This window comes from Microbacterium sp. GQ128, assembly GCF_059758615.1.
Window position 1 is genome coordinate 206814 of record NZ_JCAXDY010000002.1, and the last position, 15139, is coordinate 221952.

General features: G+C 69.6%; 11 protein-coding genes. 3 read left to right on the plus strand and 8 right to left on the minus strand.

Translation table 11 applies throughout. The features are described from left to right. Positions 1–118: 118 nt before the first annotated feature. The 5 genes from AC6CHX_RS07010 to AC6CHX_RS07030 all read right to left on the minus strand — a co-directional run bounded on the left by AC6CHX_RS07010 (position 119) and on the right by AC6CHX_RS07030 (position 6468). The gene (locus AC6CHX_RS07010) at positions 119–1555 is read right to left on the minus strand and encodes a dihydrolipoyl dehydrogenase family protein (protein ID WP_498272213.1); all 1437 of its coding nucleotides are present in this window, start codon (positions 1553–1555) and stop codon (positions 119–121) included. Between the two features lie 333 nt (positions 1556–1888). Beyond that, on the minus strand, positions 1889–2470 hold the full coding sequence (locus AC6CHX_RS07015; RefSeq protein WP_498272214.1) for a biotin transporter BioY: 582 nt from the start codon (positions 2468–2470) through the stop codon (positions 1889–1891). Positions 2471–2570: 100 nt separating this feature from the next. Continuing rightward, positions 2571–3992, minus strand: a complete 1422-nt coding sequence (locus AC6CHX_RS07020; protein WP_498272215.1) for an MFS transporter — start codon at positions 3990–3992, stop codon at positions 2571–2573. 68 nt (positions 3993–4060) lie between these two features. Then, a complete protein-coding gene (locus tag AC6CHX_RS07025; RefSeq protein ID WP_498272216.1) occupies positions 4061–5170 on the minus strand; it encodes a lactonase family protein in 1110 nt (369 codons plus the stop codon). Positions 5171–5181: 11 nt separating this feature from the next. Beyond that, positions 5182–6468 carry an adenylosuccinate synthase gene (locus AC6CHX_RS07030; RefSeq protein WP_136041723.1) on the minus strand — a complete coding sequence of 429 codons (1287 nt, stop codon included), beginning with the start codon at positions 6466–6468 and terminating at the stop codon, positions 5182–5184. A 285-nt stretch (positions 6469–6753) separates the two neighbouring features. Between AC6CHX_RS07030 and AC6CHX_RS07035 the strand changes: the two genes are divergently transcribed. Then, entirely contained in the window at positions 6754–7686 is a 933-nt protein-coding gene (locus AC6CHX_RS07035) for a DMT family transporter (RefSeq protein ID WP_498272217.1), read from the plus strand. A 77-nt stretch (positions 7687–7763) separates the two neighbouring features. On the opposite strand, the gene AC6CHX_RS07040 is transcribed toward AC6CHX_RS07035, so the two are convergent. Then, a complete protein-coding gene (locus tag AC6CHX_RS07040) occupies positions 7764–9188 on the minus strand; it encodes a mechanosensitive ion channel domain-containing protein (protein ID WP_498272218.1) in 1425 nt (474 codons plus the stop codon). 2 nt (positions 9189–9190) lie between these two features. Further along, positions 9191–11353, minus strand: coding sequence for an adenylate/guanylate cyclase domain-containing protein (locus AC6CHX_RS07045; protein WP_498272219.1), 2163 nt, complete (start codon positions 11351–11353; stop codon positions 9191–9193). 106 nt (positions 11354–11459) lie between these two features. Here AC6CHX_RS07045 and AC6CHX_RS07050 point away from each other — a divergent pair, with 106 nt between their 5' ends. After that, entirely contained in the window at positions 11460–12197 is a 738-nt protein-coding gene (locus AC6CHX_RS07050) for a Pr6Pr family membrane protein (RefSeq protein WP_498272220.1), read from the plus strand. A gap of 103 nt (positions 12198–12300) precedes the next feature. Here AC6CHX_RS07050 and AC6CHX_RS07055 read toward each other — a convergent pair whose 3' ends face one another. After that, a complete protein-coding gene (locus AC6CHX_RS07055) occupies positions 12301–13725 on the minus strand; it encodes a trimethylamine monooxygenase (RefSeq protein WP_498272221.1) in 1425 nt (474 codons plus the stop codon). A gap of 308 nt (positions 13726–14033) precedes the next feature. On the opposite strand from AC6CHX_RS07055, the gene AC6CHX_RS07060 reads away from it, so the two are divergent. Further along, positions 14034–15134 (plus strand): AAA family ATPase, encoded by a 1101-nt coding sequence (locus AC6CHX_RS07060; protein ID WP_498272222.1) that lies wholly within the window; start codon positions 14034–14036, stop codon positions 15132–15134. Positions 15135–15139 lie beyond the last annotated feature (5 nt).

Below are 15139 nucleotides of genomic sequence, written 5' to 3' on the forward strand. Positions count from 1 at the left end.
TTCGAGCGTATAAGAAGGTGGCGACATCGACCCGGCGGGTTGCGCGCGGGCCGTCAATGTGGGAAACAATCCGGATGCTGTTCGGCGCCCTCCCTCGATCGGATTGCCGCCGTGGGGATCAGGCCGAATCGCGTCCGTAGCCCTCCAGGAGGCGCAGCCAGATCTCGCTGACGGTCGGGTACGACGGCACCGCGTGCCAGAGGCGGGCGATGGGCACTTCGCCCACGATCGCCACCGTCGCGGCGTGCACGAGCTCCGCCACCTCGGGTCCGACGAACGTCGCACCCACCACGACGTCGCGCTCGGTGTCGATCACGAGGCGCGCCTGTCCCTCGAAGCCGTCTTCGTACAGGCTCGCGCCGGCGACCCAGCCCAGGTCGTAGTCGACGGCCTTCACTGCCTTCCCGGCGTCGCGCGCGGCGGCCTCGGTGAGTCCGACCGAGGCGACCTCGGGGATCGAGAACGTGACCTGCGGGACAGCGGCCTGATCGGCCGTGGCGGCGTGCCGGCCCCACGGCGCGTCATCGACGCCGTCACCCTTCGCGCGGGCGACGATCACATCGCCGACGGCGCGCGCCTGATACTTGCCCTGGTGGGTGAGCAGCACGCGTCCGTTCACGTCCCCGACCGCGTAGAGCCAGTCGGAGCCGGGCACACGGAGCGTGTCGTCCGTCGCGATCCAGCGACCCGGTTCGAGGCCGACGACCTCGAGCCCGATGTCTCCGCTACGGGGCGAGCGCCCGGTCGCGGCGAGCACCTCGGTCGCTGTGATCTCCTCGCCGCCGTCGAGGGTGATCGTCACGCCGGCACCGTCGCGGCGGACCGACGTGGTGCCGGTCCCCGTGCGCACATCCACGCCGAGCTCCTTCAGCCCCGCGGCCACCCGCTCGCCCGCGAAGGGCTCCATCCCGCCGAGCAGTCCGCTGCGCGCGATCACGGTCACGGTCGAGCCGAGTGCCGCGTACGCGGTCGCCATCTCGACGGCCACCACGCCTCCGCCGATCACCGCCAGGCTCTCCGGCAGCTCCTCGGCGCTGGTCGCTTCGCGGCTCGTCCACGGGGAGGCCTCGCGCAGTCCGTCGATGGGCGGGACGACGGCATCCGATCCGGTGCTGATCGCGACCGCGTGCCGGGCCCGGAGCACGCGCTCGGCGCCATCGGCATCCGTCACCGTCACCTCGCGCTCGCCCGTGAGTCGGCCGTGGCCGCGGGCCAGGTCGATGCCGGCCGAGTCGAGCCACTTCACCTGCCCGTCGTCGGACCAATTGCTGGTGAACGAGTCGCGGCGGTCGAACACGGCCCGCACGTCGAGCTTGCCGGTCACCGCCTGCGAGGCGCCGGCCACGTGCTGCGCCGCGCGGAGGGCCTGCGCCGAACGGAGCAGCGCCTTCGAGGGCATGCACGCCCAGTAGGAGCATTCGCCTCCGACGAGCTCGCTCTCCACGATGATCGCGGTGAGGCCGCCCTGCACGGCACGGTCGGCCACGTTCTCGCCGACCGGCCCTCCGCCCAGAACGATCAGGTCGTATTCGTCGATCTTCTCCGCAGCGGTCATGCGTCGCACCCTCTCGTCGGCCGGTTCGGTCGTCCGGTTCCGTCGCCCAGTCTCGCTCAAGAGCAACGTCGAGTCACGGGTGAGTTGTTCCCGTCGGCGTGGCGCGTGGGCCGGAGGCCCCGGCCTGCGGGGGCCGGCCGGGACCGGGGCCGGGCCGGCCCCGGGGCCGGGTTCACTTGCCGGACCGATTCACGGATGTCGGACGGATACCCGGCGTGTCGTCCGACATCCGTGCATCGGTCCGACAGATGGACCGGGGCGGGAGTGGACCGGGGCGGGAGCGGATGGACCGGGGCGGGAGTGGATGCCACGGCGGGAGTGGATGGCGGCGTGTCAGGCGGCGACGGGTCGCCTCACCGGACGGCTGTCGGCGAATGCCCGCGGATACGCACGCCGCATGGCGACGACGACGAGGGTGGCGGCGGTCACCTTGATCAGGTCGCCCGGGAGGAAGGCCAGGCTCGACAGCGCGGTGAGGTCGAGCGGGACTCCGGTCACGAACGCCTGCACCGGGATGCCGAACGCGTACACGACGAGGACCCCGCCGACGAGGGCAGCCGCCGCCGCACGCCACCAGGTGAAGCGTCCGGTGCGCATGATGAGGCCGATCACGACGACGCCGGCGATCCAGCCGATCATGTAGCCCACGGTCGGTCCGACGAAGACGCCGAGACCACCGCGACCACCGGCCAGCACCGGGAGCCCGACGGCGGCGAGCGCCAGCACGAGGGCGATCGACCACGGAGCGATCCTCGGTCCGAGCACGAGGCCGGCCAGCATGACGCCGAGCGTCTGCCCCGTGATCGGCACCCCGCCCGGCAGCGGGACGACGACCGTCCCGAGCACGATGATGAGGGCGGCGAACACGGCCACCCGTCCGAGGGTGGCACTGGCGTCTGGGGTCGAAGCGGTCATCGCTCATCCTTCCTGAACGGTGTTCACCTGAACACCGTTCATCAGAGTAGGGATGCCGCGACTCCGACGCAAATCCCGGCGGCAGCGGCCGCGCCGGCGATCACCCCACCGGCGTCTTCTCTGCGCTCGACTCGTCGTCGACCGCATCCGACCCAGCCGCCCGGCTGCGGATCCGCGGCGCGAGGAGCGCCGCCGCACCCGCGACCGCCGCGGCCAGCACGAACACCCCGAGGAATGGATCCCCGGCCGCAAGCGCCGTGAACAGGGTCCCGGTGACGGCGAGGGCGAGGGCACTCCCGAACGAGTCGGCGACCGTCATCGCCCCGCTGTTGAATCCCTGACTCTCCGGCGTCGACATCGCGAGCGTGAGCGCGCTGGTGCGCGGGCTCATCAGCCCCATCCCGAGCCCGGCGATGACCCAGGCGACCGCGACCATGAGGGCGTTCCACGCGAACCCCGCCGTCACCACCGTCAGCACGATGCCGACCAGCACGAGGATCGTCCCCACCTGCACGGCCGTCACGCTCGACAGTCGAGCACCCATCCGCCCCTGGACCGTGGCGGCCACGGACCAGGCGAGTGCCCCACCGGTCAGCGAGAGGCCCGCGAGTGTCGGTGAGAGCTCGTAGCGATCGGTCAGCAGGTACGGCAGGTAGACCTGCGCCCCGAAGAACGCGGCAGCCGCGACCCCGCGGACGAGGATGACCGACGGCAGACCGCGGCGTGCCCGAAGCGTGCCGCGCGGGACCAGAGGCCGCACCGCGATCAGGGCGACGACCACCGCTGCGGCCGCCAGCACCGGACCCACGCCGGGAATGTCGCCGACCAGGTTCAACGCGAGCACGGCCACCGCCGCCAGCACCGACCAGCCCAGTCGCCCGAAGGCCCACGGCGTCGTCGCATCCCCCTCGTTCGAGAGCCCGCGCAGGGCGGGGACCACCATCAGCAGCGCCACGAGCACGAGGATCACCACACCGAGGAAGACCCAGTGCCAGCTCCAGAGCTCGGTCACCGCCCCCGCGACCGTCGGGCCGACGAGGGACGGGATGACCCAGGCCGCCGCGAACCCGGCGAAGATCGCCGGGTGGAGTTCCTGCGGGTAGACGCGGGCGACCACGACATAGAGCGCCACCATGAGCCCCCCGCTGCCGAGGCCCTGCGCGAACCTGCCGGCGACGAGGATCTCCATGCTCGGCGCGAGCCCCGCGACGAGCAGGCCGACGACGAACATCGCCACAGCGGTGTACAGCGGGGCCACCGGGCCGTGTCGATCGGCCCAGTTCCCGGCGATCACCATGCCGATCACGCCGGTCGCGAGGGGCCCGGCGAACGCGAGCGCGTACAGCCGCTCGCCACCGAGGTCGGCGCTCACCGTCGGCATCACGGTGGTCACGGCCAGCGATTCGAACGCGCCGAGGAAAACCAGGGCGCACGCGCCGATGGTGATCCAGACGTACTGGCTGTTCAGGATGCGCGGGGCGGCCGCGGCGGGCGCGGGCGTATGCCCGGTCTCTGTGGTCATGAAGACGACGCTAGAACCTCAAGTTAAGTTGAGGTCAAGCGCGGGTTTCGCGATGCGACGGCGGGCGGTCAGCGCACCGGGAGGAAGTGCGTCGGCGTGGGGACCTGCGCCTCATGACGGACGCCGAGGGGCGCGCCCGTGCGCTCGTCGAGGTCGAGCAGCGTGATCGTGTCGGAGCGCTGCCCGGCGACGAGCAGCTTGCCCTCGTGCACCAGGTGGTGGCGCGGCCAGTTCACGCCCGAATCGGCGAGCGCGACCGACTCGAGAGCCTCGCCCCCGCCGCGCACGCGCAGCGCCGCGATGGTGTTGCTGCCGCGCAGGGCCGTGTAGAGGAAGTTCCCGTCGCGGGTGCGGGCGAGCTCCGCCGGGAAGTCCGTTCCCACCTCGGCGATCGGGCTCGACAGGGTCACCGACACGACACTCCACGTGCCGTTCGCCGCCCGGGCGAGCGTGAACACCTCGCACGAATACTCCGTCACGACGTGCAGGTGTCCGCTGGGGTGCAGGACCATGTGCCGCGGCCCGGTGCCGAGGGGCAGCACGACCTCGTGGTCGAGAGTCAGACCGGTGCCGCTCTGCCGCCAGAACCGGACGAGGTCGAATCCGAGGTCGGTCGTGGCGATGCGGCCGTCGGGGAGGAACACCGCGGCGTGGGCATGCGAGACGCGGTCGCCACCCACCTCGTACGGGTCGATCGCCGCGACGCCGTCGCCGGGCGGGGTCGCGGCCGGAGCATCCGGGTCGACATCGTCGCCGAACAGGGCCGCGCGGAGCGCTGCCGCAGCATCCGGCTTCGCGGGCAGGATGCGACCCTCCGGATCGAGGTCGAACCGCACCACACGACCGTCGCCGTAGCAGCTGGCGACCAGCGCCGAGCCGTTCGGGGAGACGGCCACGTGACAGACGCTCTCGCCGACCGCCGCGGGCGCACCGAGCGGGGCGAGCACGCCTTCACCGGTGCGGACGAACGCCTGCACCTCCGCGTCGCCCTCGAGCGCCGCGTAGACGACGTCGAGGGTCGGATGCTGCGCCAGCCACGACGGCGACGGTGTCTGCGTGACCGCGCCGCGGTAGGCGAGCGTCGAGGCCTCGCGGCCCTCATCCCCCGCGAGCAGGCCGATGCCCTCGGCTGATCCATCCATGTCGGCGCCGTAGCCACCGAGCCAGAATCGCGTCATGGAGCGTCGGGTCAGTCGAGCAGGCCGTGGCGGACGACGACCTGATCGCGCTCGGGGCCGACCCCGATCACCGAGATGCGGGTGTTGCTCATCTTCTCGAGCGCCAGCACGTAGTCCTGCGCGTTCTTCGGCAGGTCCTCGAAGGTGCGTGCGACCGAGATGTCCTCGCTCCAGCCGGGGAAGTACTCCAGGATCGGCTTCGCGTGGTGGAAGTCGGTCTGGTTGACCGGCACCTCGTCGAACCGTTCGCCGTCGACGTCGTAGGCCACGCACACCGGGATCTGCTCGAGGCCGGTGAGGATGTCGAGCTTGGTGAGCACGAGGTCGGTGATGCCGTTGATGCGGGTGGCGTAGCGCGTGATGGGCGCGTCGTACCAGCCGACCCGGCGCGGACGGCCGGTGGTGGTGCCGAACTCGAAGCCCTGCTTGCGCAGCCACTCGCCCTGCTCGTCGAACAGCTCGGTCGGGAACGGGCCCGAGCCGACGCGGGTCGTGTACGCCTTGACGATGCCGACGATGCGGTCGAGCGCACCGGGTCCGACGCCCGCGCCGGTCGCCGCGCCTCCGGCCGTGGCCGACGACGACGTCACGAACGGGTAGGTGCCGTGGTCGATGTCGAGCATGGTGGCCTGGCCGCCCTCGAACACGACGACCTCGCCGCGCTCGAGCGCCTGGGCGATCAGGTAGCCGGTGTCGGCGACCATCGGCCGCAGCCGCTCGGCGTACGAGAGCAGGTCTTCGACGACCTCGTCGGCGGTGATCGCTCGACGGTTGAAGATCTTCACCAGCAGGTGGTTCTTCTGGTCGAGTGCACCCTCGACCTTCTGACGCAGGATGTTCTCGTCGAACAGGTCCTGCACACGGATGCCGACGCGGTTGATCTTGTCGGCGTATGCCGGACCGATGCCGCGACCGGTCGTGCCGATCATCCGCTTGCCGAGGAAGCGCTCGGTGACCTTGTCGAGCGTGCGGTGGTACTGCGTGATGATGTGCGCGTTGGCGCTGACCTTGAGGCGCGACACGTCGATGCCGCGAGCGGAGAGCGCCTCGAGCTCGAAGAACAGGACCTCGAGATCGACCACCACGCCGTTGCCGATCACGGGCGTCACGCCGGGCGAGAGGATGCCGGAGGGCAACAGGTGCAGGGCATACTTCTCGTCGCCGACGACGACGGTGTGCCCGGCGTTGTTGCCGCCGTTGAACTTCACCACCCAGTCGGTGCGCTCACCGAGAAGATCGGTGGCCTTGCCCTTTCCTTCGTCGCCCCACTGCACGCCGACGATAACGATTCCTGGCATGGGTATCCCCCTGGCTTTCGCCGGGTTCGCACCGGCCGATGAGCTGGCCCTCTTCGGGCGGTCCCATCCTATCGAAGGGTTCCGGTGCGCCCTTTCGGCGGGTTCCGGTCGCAGCCTGCGCGTTCCGGTCGCACTTCGTGCCGCCCGGAGTCGGAACGGGCGGCACGAAGTGCGACCGGAGGGCGGGGGAGGGCGGGGGAGGGCGGGGGAGGGCGGCGGGAAAGTGACGGCGGTTGGCACTTCGGGTGGTCGACCGATGTCGGAGGCCACTGCGAGGATCGGAGGATGTCACGAGCCACGTCCGGCGACCCCGGGATCCGCACCGACGCCGGAGCGCCGAAGAAGCAGGGGCCGCTCGTGCTCATCGCCGCGCTGGTCACCGTGGTGCTCTGGGCCTCCGCGTTCATCGGCATCCGGGGTGCGGGGCCGCACTACGACCCGGGCGCCCTCGCGCTGCTGCGGATGGCGGTCGGGACGGTGGTGCTGACGATCATCGCTCTGCGCCACGGCATCCGCCTCCCCGCGCGTCGCCACTGGCTGCTCATCGCGGTGTGGGGCGTGGGCTGGTTCTGCGTCTACAACCTCGCCCTGAACAGCGCGGAGCTCACCCTCGACGCCGGCACCGCGGCCATGGTCGTGAACCTCGCACCTCTCATGGTCGTGGTCTTCAGCGGACTGTTCCTGCGCGAGGGCTTCCCGAAGCCGCTCGTGATCGGGGCTCCCATCGCCTTCCTCGGAGTCGTGCTCATCGGCATGAACTCCTCCACGAGCGCGGGCCCCGACATCACGGGTCTGCTCCTCGCCCTCCTCGCCGCGGTCATGTACGCCGGGTGCACGCTCGTTCAGAAGCGGCTGCTCACCTCGGGTGTCGACCCGACCACTCTCACCTGGCTCGGCGCGGGCGTCGGCACCATCGCGCTGCTGCCGTGGATCGGCCCCCTCATCGGCGCGCTGCAGACCGCACCGCTGGATGCGACGCTGTGGGTCGTCTATCTCGGCATCTTCCCGACGGCGATCGCCTTCACGACCTGGGCCTACGTGCTGCAACGCAGCACCGCGGGGCAGACCTCCGCCACCACCTATGTGGTCCCGGCCATCGCGATCCTGATGTCCTGGGCGATCCTCGGCGAGGTGCCGACGCCGCTGATGTTCCTCGGCGGCGCGCTGTGCCTGCTCGGCGTGCTCATCACCCGACTGCGGTGGGGTCGGCGGGCCTGATCGCGGCGTCGCAGAGCTGCACGGATGTCGCAGGGATCCCGGCGAGCTCTGCGACGTCGATGCATTTTTGCGACCGCTCAGCGGCCGGTGATCACCCCGCGCGCGATGCCGAGCTCGGCGAGCCGCGAGGCCGCCAGACTGCGCTTGAGCTCGAGCGACTCCCCGATCTCGGCGGCGAGGCGGGGACGCGTGCGGATCAGTGCGTCGATCGTGGTGAGCGGCAGCACGACCACTGTCAGGATCTCGCCGGCGACGGTCACGGCCTGCGTGCGCTCGCGGGTGAGGGCGGTCTGCCCGATGAGATCGCCCTTCTCCGCGGCGGCGAATTCCACCCGACCCGCGTCGACCTCGAGGGCGAGCACCGCCCGGCCCGACAACACCACGCGCACCTCGTCGGGCACGACTCCGCTCGGCAGCACGATCTCGCCGACGCCGTAGCGCTCCAGTCGGGCCTCCGAGAGGATCGCCTCGATGTCGTCGTCCCGCAGATGCAGCGTCGGTGCGATCTCGTGCATCGCCTCGACCAGACGCTGGGGCTCGGCGAGCGGATCGGTCGAGTCGCCGTCGAGCGCGAAACTGCGACGTCGCGCGGCGTACCAGAGCCAGGACAGGTACATCGACAGCGCGCGAGAAGCATCGGCCGGACCCGCGACGGGGATCGACACCGCGTAGGCGCCGGCGCCCGAGTAGTCGACCGTCGCCCGCTGCCGCTGCAACCGCATGGGCAGAGAGTCCGCCACCTCGACCAGCAGCGCCATCACCTCGTGCGGCGGATCGTCGGTCGAGAACTTCACGGCCGCTTCGGCCGAGTACGGCCCCTCCGGCTCGCTCAGGTTCGTGAACGATGCCCCGGAGAGGGACGAGTTCGGCACGATCTGGATGCCCGAGCCCGTGTCGATGTGCACCGCGCGCCAGTTCACCTCGACGACCCGGCCCCGCACGCCGGCGGCATCCAACCAGTCGCCGATCTTGAACGGCTGCTCGAACAGCAGCAGCAGGCCGGAGATGACACCGCCCACCGCGTTCTGCAGGGCGAGACCGATCACGATCGAGCCGACACCGAGCGCGGTGAACAGTCCGCCCACGTCCGCGTCCCACACCCACGAGAACAGCAGCGCGAGCCCGACGCCCACCAGGACGAGCCGACCGATCTCCACGAAGATCGACGGGATGCGCTCCCGCCACGAACCCGGCTTCGCGTTGGCGAACAGGGCCACGTTGAACGCCGAGAGCACGAGCAGGATCACGAGGAACCCGAACACCGTCGCGACCACGCGCGTCCACACCTGATCGGCCGGGGACTGGATGGCGAACACCAGCAGCGCGAACAGTGCGCCCACCGGGATGACCCAGTTGCGCAGCATCCGCAGCGGCTTCGCGACCGGGTTGCCGCGGCGGGTGAGAGCGCCGATCAGCTCGGTGAGGACGACCAGCAGCACGGGGACTCCGACCGCGAGCGCGAGCACCCACCAGCCCCAGCCGCCCGTGAACACGTCGCCCATGATCAGACCACCTTCCACACGGTCTCGGTCCTGCCCTGCGTCTCCACCGTCCCCGCCTCGACGTAGGTGACCAGCTCCTGGGTGCGGTCGCGCACGGTCTGGCTCACGTAGATGCCCGGCTCCCCGCTGACCGAGCGCACCCGGTAGGCGAGGTTCACGGCATCGCCCCAGAGGTCGTAGGCGAGGCTCGTCCGCGCGACGAGGCCGCTCGTGACGGTTCCGGTGTCGACGCCGGCGCGCAGCGAGATCTGCGTGCCGTTCTGCGCGTTGAAACGCTCGAGGACCCCGAGCAGACTCCGCGCGAACTCGACAGTGCGGCGGATGTTGTCGACGCGCGGCACGATGAGTCCCGACGACGCCAGGTAGCCGCCGCGCAGCGTGCGCACCTTCTCGACGCCGGCCTTCTCCGCCGCCTCGTCGAACCCGCGCATCAGCGTATTAAGGAGTCCGATCTCCTCCTCCGCGCTCATCTCGCGCGCGAGATCGTCGAATCCGACCAACTCGGCGAACACCACCGACACGTTCTCGTGCGCCTCGGTGATGGCCTCCTCGCCCTGTTTGTACTTCGTGGCGACGCTCGCCGGCATGAGCGTGTGCAGCAGCTTCTCGTTCTCCTTCTGCTGCTCCTCGATCAGCTCCTCCTTGATGCGCAGACTCGACGCCATGTCGTTGAAGGCGCTGCCGAGGTCGCCGAACTCGTCGCGCGATCCCTGCGGCACCTGCACGTCGAGGTCCCCCTCGGCGACGCGGTGCACGGCGCCGACGAGACGGTGGATCGGACGTGTGAACACCTGCGCGAGCAGGAGCGACAGCAGCGAGACGCCGAGCATGATGCCGAGCAGGGACAGCAGCACATTGCGGGTGAAGACGTTGACCGGCTCGAACGCCTCCGCGGTGTCGATCCGCGCGATGACGACCCAGTCAAGCCCCTCGATCTCGAGCGGGGCGTAGGCGGTGACGCTCTCCCCGCCGATGAAGTCCCGGCCGACGACCGTGCCGCTGCGGCCGGCCTGCGCCTCCTGCACTGCCCTGGTGTTCACCGACTGCAGCAGGACGGTGCCCTTGATGGCGGCGACGCGGTCGACGATGGTCGGCGCCATGCCTCCGGCGATGAGGCGCTCCACATAGTCGTCCGGGTCCTCCACGAGGCGGCGGGCGGTGCTGCGCATGAGGTCGTCACGTCCGACCAGGTAGACCTCACCGGTGTCTCCGAGGCCCTGCGCCTTCCAGTTCTCGTTGCCGGTCATCACGTCGTTGATCGTGTCGATCGAGATCTGGAACGCCATGGCCCCCGTGATGCCGCTGTCGTTCCCGACCGGTGACACGACCCACATGCCGGGAACGTTGAGGGAGGGGATCCAGCGATCGAAGTCGGTGAGGACGACCGTGTTGACCGAGTTCGTGGCGATCGCCTCGGAGTATGCCCGGGACAGCGCGGAGTCCCGATACGGCCCGGTGAGGAGATTCGTGCCCAGCTCGACGCCCTTGTATGCGGAGTAGGTCACGTCGCCGTCGAGGTTCAGCAGCAGGGCATCCTCATATCCCGCCTCCTGGACGAGGCGCGTGAAGTAATCGCCGTAGCGCCCCGTCGCCGCCGAATAGGTGCTTCCGTCGCCGCTGTCGTTGAGTGCGAGCTGGGCGTCGTAGTCGGCGTCGAAGTCCTTGTTGCCGGTGACGTACTGAGACTGCACGTACTTGCCGGCATCGGACTCCGGGATGAAGGCCGTGTCGCCATACTCCTCGCCCGAGCGCTCCTCGAGCTTCGGGATGAAGACGTCGCCGTAGTAGGCCTCGAGCTGCGCCTGGGTGGCCTCGTCGAGCTCCACGTCGGCGAGGTCGGCGAATCCCGCATTGACGGCCGAGGACATGTTCTGTGCGCTGAGGTTGCGGGAGTTCAGAGACGCGTCGCGGCGCACGCTCTCGATCGCGGTCGTGATCTCGGCGGCCCGCATCGAGCGGATGGTGATGAGCTGATCCACCGCCGAGTCGTGCAGCGACTGCCGCCCGTTGACGAAGCCGATGGCCCCCACGATGACGGACGACACGAGACTCACCGCCAGCAGCATGATGAGTAATTTGGACTGGATGCTGAGCCCTGCTCGCTGGAAGCGGCGTTTCTTCTTCACCGCGCCCGCGTCGACCGAGTCCCTACCGCTGTCGCTCATCTGCCCCTCCGCCATGCGCGCACCTGCGTGAACGGTCCGACGATATCGATATATAAGTCCCGCGGTCTATGGATTTCTGCCGCTACAGTTGCGACCGGAGGCGAACATGACGACGACCTGGTGGCCTTATGTGCGAATCGCCGCAGCCGTTCTGGCTGTCGCGGCGATCGTGGCGCAGCTCATCCGCTCCCTCGAGATCGCCGGCGCGGCGACGACCGAATGGGGCACGCACCTGCCCACCGTCGTCGCGAACTTCTTCAGCTTCTTCACCATCGAGTCGAACGTGCTGGCGGCGATCGCGCTGGCATGTGGAGGGTTCTGGGCGCTGGCGCACCGGAGCACGACGACCGCCGAACCGCGCTGGCTGGCGGTACTGCTGATGTGCGCGAGCACCTACATGATCGTCACCGGCGTGGTCTACAACCTGCTGCTGCGCGGCATCGAGCTGCCGCAGGGGTCGACGGTCGGCTGGTCGAACGAGGTTCTCCACGTGGTGATCCCGATCATCATGCTGGCCGACGTGCTCTTCGCGCCGCGACGCCGGGCTCTCGGCTGGAGCACCGTCGGCATCGCCGCGATCTTCCCGATCGTCTGGGTGATCTACACGCTCATCCGCGCGAACCTCGTCATCGCGCCGGCGACGGGGAACGCCTGGTGGTACCCGTATCCGTTCCTCGACCCTCGGGTGAGCGGCGGCTTCGTCGGTGTTTCTCTCTATGTGCTCCTCATAGCCGCGATCATCATCGCGGCCGCCGCCCTCGTGGTCTGGGTCGGCCGACGCCGGGCCGTCGTGTCCGACTCGACGGCCGATGCCACCGTGCCGCCTGCCGACCTCGCGCTCTGACGCCGACCCACCCCCTTTGTGGTCGGCTCACCCCTCTGTGTGCGCACGGAAGGGGGCGGGCCGACCACAAAGGGGTGGGTCGGCGTGACAAGCGGACGGCGGCTCAGGCTGTCGCGAGCGCCTCGCGGTCGTCATCGCGCGGCTGCCCCGCGATGAGGCGCGTCTGTTCGACAGCATCCGGATCCACGTCGAGGTAGCGCTCGAGCGAATCGTCGAGCTCCTCGAGCCACGGCGTGTGGTGCACGACCGCGAGCGTGCCCGTCATGACCGACTCGTACACGCGGTCGCGGTAGCCCATGATGTCGTCCTGCTTGTCGTGCTTCCACGCGAGGAAGATCTCGACGACGCGGTCGATGTCGAACTCCGGGTAGTCGGTGAGCTCCAACAGGTCGCGGATGTAGTCGGCCTGGAAGCGGATCTCCGCTGCGGCCGAGTCGATCTGCCCGAATCGCGTGCGCCACTCGGCGATGGATGCGGCGCGCGCACCCTCGTCCGGCAGCGCGATGCGGCCGAGGATCAGGTCGCGCACGTACCAGGCCTGCACGTCGAACATGTTGAACGTGAACCACTGGTCCTGCGCGCCGAGGTAGGTGAGGCGCGGATTGCCCTGCCAGACCACACCGCGGTACAGCCCGTCGGGGTAGACGTTGTTCGGCGACGACAGAGCCAGGTCGTCGGGCAGGAACGGGTACTTGTGCAGGTAGCCGGTGCACATGATCACCGCGTCGACGTGCTTCGAGGTGCCGTCGGCGAAGAACACGGTGCTGCCCTCGAAGCGCTCGACGACCGGGCGCTCCTCGATGCCCTCCGGCCAGGCATAGCCCATCGGCGCCGAGCGGAAGCTCGCCGTCACCGAACGCGCGCCCATCTTGAACGCCTGGCTGCCGATGTCCTCCGCCGAGTAGCTCGCGCCGATCACGAGCACGTCCCTGTCGGCGAACGCCTCGGCGCCGCGAAAGTCGTGCGCGTGGCTGATGTAGCCCGGAAAGGTCTCGATACCCGCGAAATCCGGCATGTTCGGGAAGGAGAAGTGTCCGCTCGCGACGATGACGCGGTCGAACTCCTCGACGGTCGACTCACCGGTGGGCAGGTGCTCGCTGGTGAGCGTGAAGACCTCGCGCTCATCGTCGAACTCGATCCAGCGCACCACGGTCTGGAAGCGGATCAGGTCGCGCACGTCGCTCTTCTCCAGGCGGCCGGCGATGTAGTCCCACAGCACCGGACGCGGCGGGTAGGAGGAGATGGGTCGTCCGAAGTGCTCGTCGAAGCTGTAGTCCGCGAACTCCAGCGCCTCCTTCGGGCCGTTCGACCACAGGTTGCGGTACATGCTGGAGTGCACCGGCTCCCCGAACTCGTCGAGGCCGGTGCGCCAGGTGAAGTTCCACTGCCCGCCCCAGTCGGCCTGCTTCTCGAAGCAGACCAGTTCGGGGATGTCCGCCCCCGCACGTGCCGCGGACTCGAAGGCCCGCAGCTGCGCCATACCCGAGGGGCCGGCGCCGATGATCGCTACTCGTTCTCTGCTCGTCACGTATCGTCCTCATACTCTTCAGTCATGTATCGGTCAGCGGCCGCATCCGAGCGAGGAACAGTTCTGTCCCGGTGGGAGCGAAAGGCTCGACCTGCCCGGAAAGCGGCTGCCCTTCGACGGTATCAGTGTCGGTAGGAGGTGCCGGCGGGCGGGTGCCGGGTAGGGTGCACGCCTCGGGGCGGATATCTCGAGGTGGGGCGGAGAGTTCGGGATCACGGCTCCGCCCGACGGGGAGAAACCCGCCCCACAGGCGCAGCTATTACGCTGGTCGGCGGGGGGACGCGCCGCGCTCCTCAGGAGGAGAGAGCATGCATGACGTGAACGCCGCATCCCCGTATCCGGCCGCACCTCCGCCCCCGCCCGCTCCGGCGCGCACTCCCTCCCCCGCTGCCGCCCCGACCGCGACGGCGACGCCCGCGAACGGCGCTCCGACGGATGCCGAGATGGCCAGGGCCACCGAGGTCCTGCGCATCATCTCGACCTCCTATTCGGCGAAGATGGTCGGCCAGGAGCGGCTGCGCACCAGCCTGCTCGTCTCGCTCATCGCCGGCGGCCACATCCTGCTCGAGAGCGTGCCGGGCCTGGCCAAGACCACCGCGGCCAGCACGCTCGCCGACACCGTGAAGGCGCAGTTCAAGCGCATCCAGTGCACGCCCGACCTGCTGCCCAGCGACATCACCGGCAACCAGATCTACGACGCCGCGACCGGCTCGTTCCGCACGGTGCTCGGCCCGGTGCACGCGAACTTCGTGCTGCTGGACGAGATCAACCGCTCCAGCGCCAAGACGCAGAGCGCGATGCTCGAGGCGATGCAGGAGCACCAGACCACCATCGGCGGCGAGATCCACCACCTGCCGAAGCCGTTCCTCGTGATCGCGACGCAGAACCCGATCGAGCAGGAGGGCACATACGAGCTGCCCGAGGCGCAGATGGACCGCTTCCTGCTCAAGGAGATCGTCGAGTACCCGAGCCCCGCCGAGGAGCTCGAGGTGCTCAGCCGCATCGACTCGGGTGTGCTCGACCCGGATCGGCATGTGACCAGCGCCGTGAGCCTCGACGACGTGCACCTGCTGCAGGATGTCGCGAGCCGCATCTACGTCGACCCCGCGATCCGCAACTACATCGTGTCGATCGCCTACGTCACCCGGAACCCCGCGCCGTACATCGGCGAGGAGCGCGCCCGCTTCATCAAGTACGGCGCGAGCCCGCGTGCGAGCATCGCGTTCCTGCAGGCGTCCCGCGCGCTGGCCCTGCTGAAGGGTCGCTCCCACGTGCTGCCCGAAGACATCCGCGAGCTGCGCCACCTGGTGCTCCGGCACCGCGTGCTGCTGACCTTCGAAGCGGATGCCGAGGGCGTGCGCAGCGAGGAGATCATCGACCAGATCTTCGCGTCGGTCCCCACGCCCTGACCCCT

What these genes read in the sequence shown, in the direction of transcription:
- AC6CHX_RS07010 (WP_498272213.1), bottom strand. Translation starts at nt 1,555, where the DNA reads ATGACCGCTGCGGAGAAGATCGACGAATACGACCTGATCGTTCTGGGC.
- AC6CHX_RS07015 (WP_498272214.1), bottom strand. Translation starts at nt 2,470, where the DNA reads ATGACCGCTTCGACCCCAGACGCCAGTGCCACCCTCGGACGGGTGGCC.
- AC6CHX_RS07020 (WP_498272215.1), bottom strand. Translation starts at nt 3,992, where the DNA reads ATGACCACAGAGACCGGGCATACGCCCGCGCCCGCCGCGGCCGCCCCG.
- AC6CHX_RS07025 (WP_498272216.1), bottom strand. Translation starts at nt 5,170, where the DNA reads ATGACGCGATTCTGGCTCGGTGGCTACGGCGCCGACATGGATGGATCA.
- AC6CHX_RS07030 (WP_136041723.1), bottom strand. Translation starts at nt 6,468, where the DNA reads ATGCCAGGAATCGTTATCGTCGGCGTGCAGTGGGGCGACGAAGGAAAG.
- AC6CHX_RS07035 (WP_498272217.1), top strand. Translation starts at nt 6,754, where the DNA reads ATGTCACGAGCCACGTCCGGCGACCCCGGGATCCGCACCGACGCCGGA.
- AC6CHX_RS07040 (WP_498272218.1), bottom strand. Translation starts at nt 9,188, where the DNA reads ATGGGCGACGTGTTCACGGGCGGCTGGGGCTGGTGGGTGCTCGCGCTC.
- AC6CHX_RS07045 (WP_498272219.1), bottom strand. Translation starts at nt 11,353, where the DNA reads ATGAGCGACAGCGGTAGGGACTCGGTCGACGCGGGCGCGGTGAAGAAG.
- AC6CHX_RS07050 (WP_498272220.1), top strand. Translation starts at nt 11,460, where the DNA reads ATGACGACGACCTGGTGGCCTTATGTGCGAATCGCCGCAGCCGTTCTG.
- AC6CHX_RS07060 (WP_498272222.1), top strand. Translation starts at nt 14,034, where the DNA reads ATGCATGACGTGAACGCCGCATCCCCGTATCCGGCCGCACCTCCGCCC.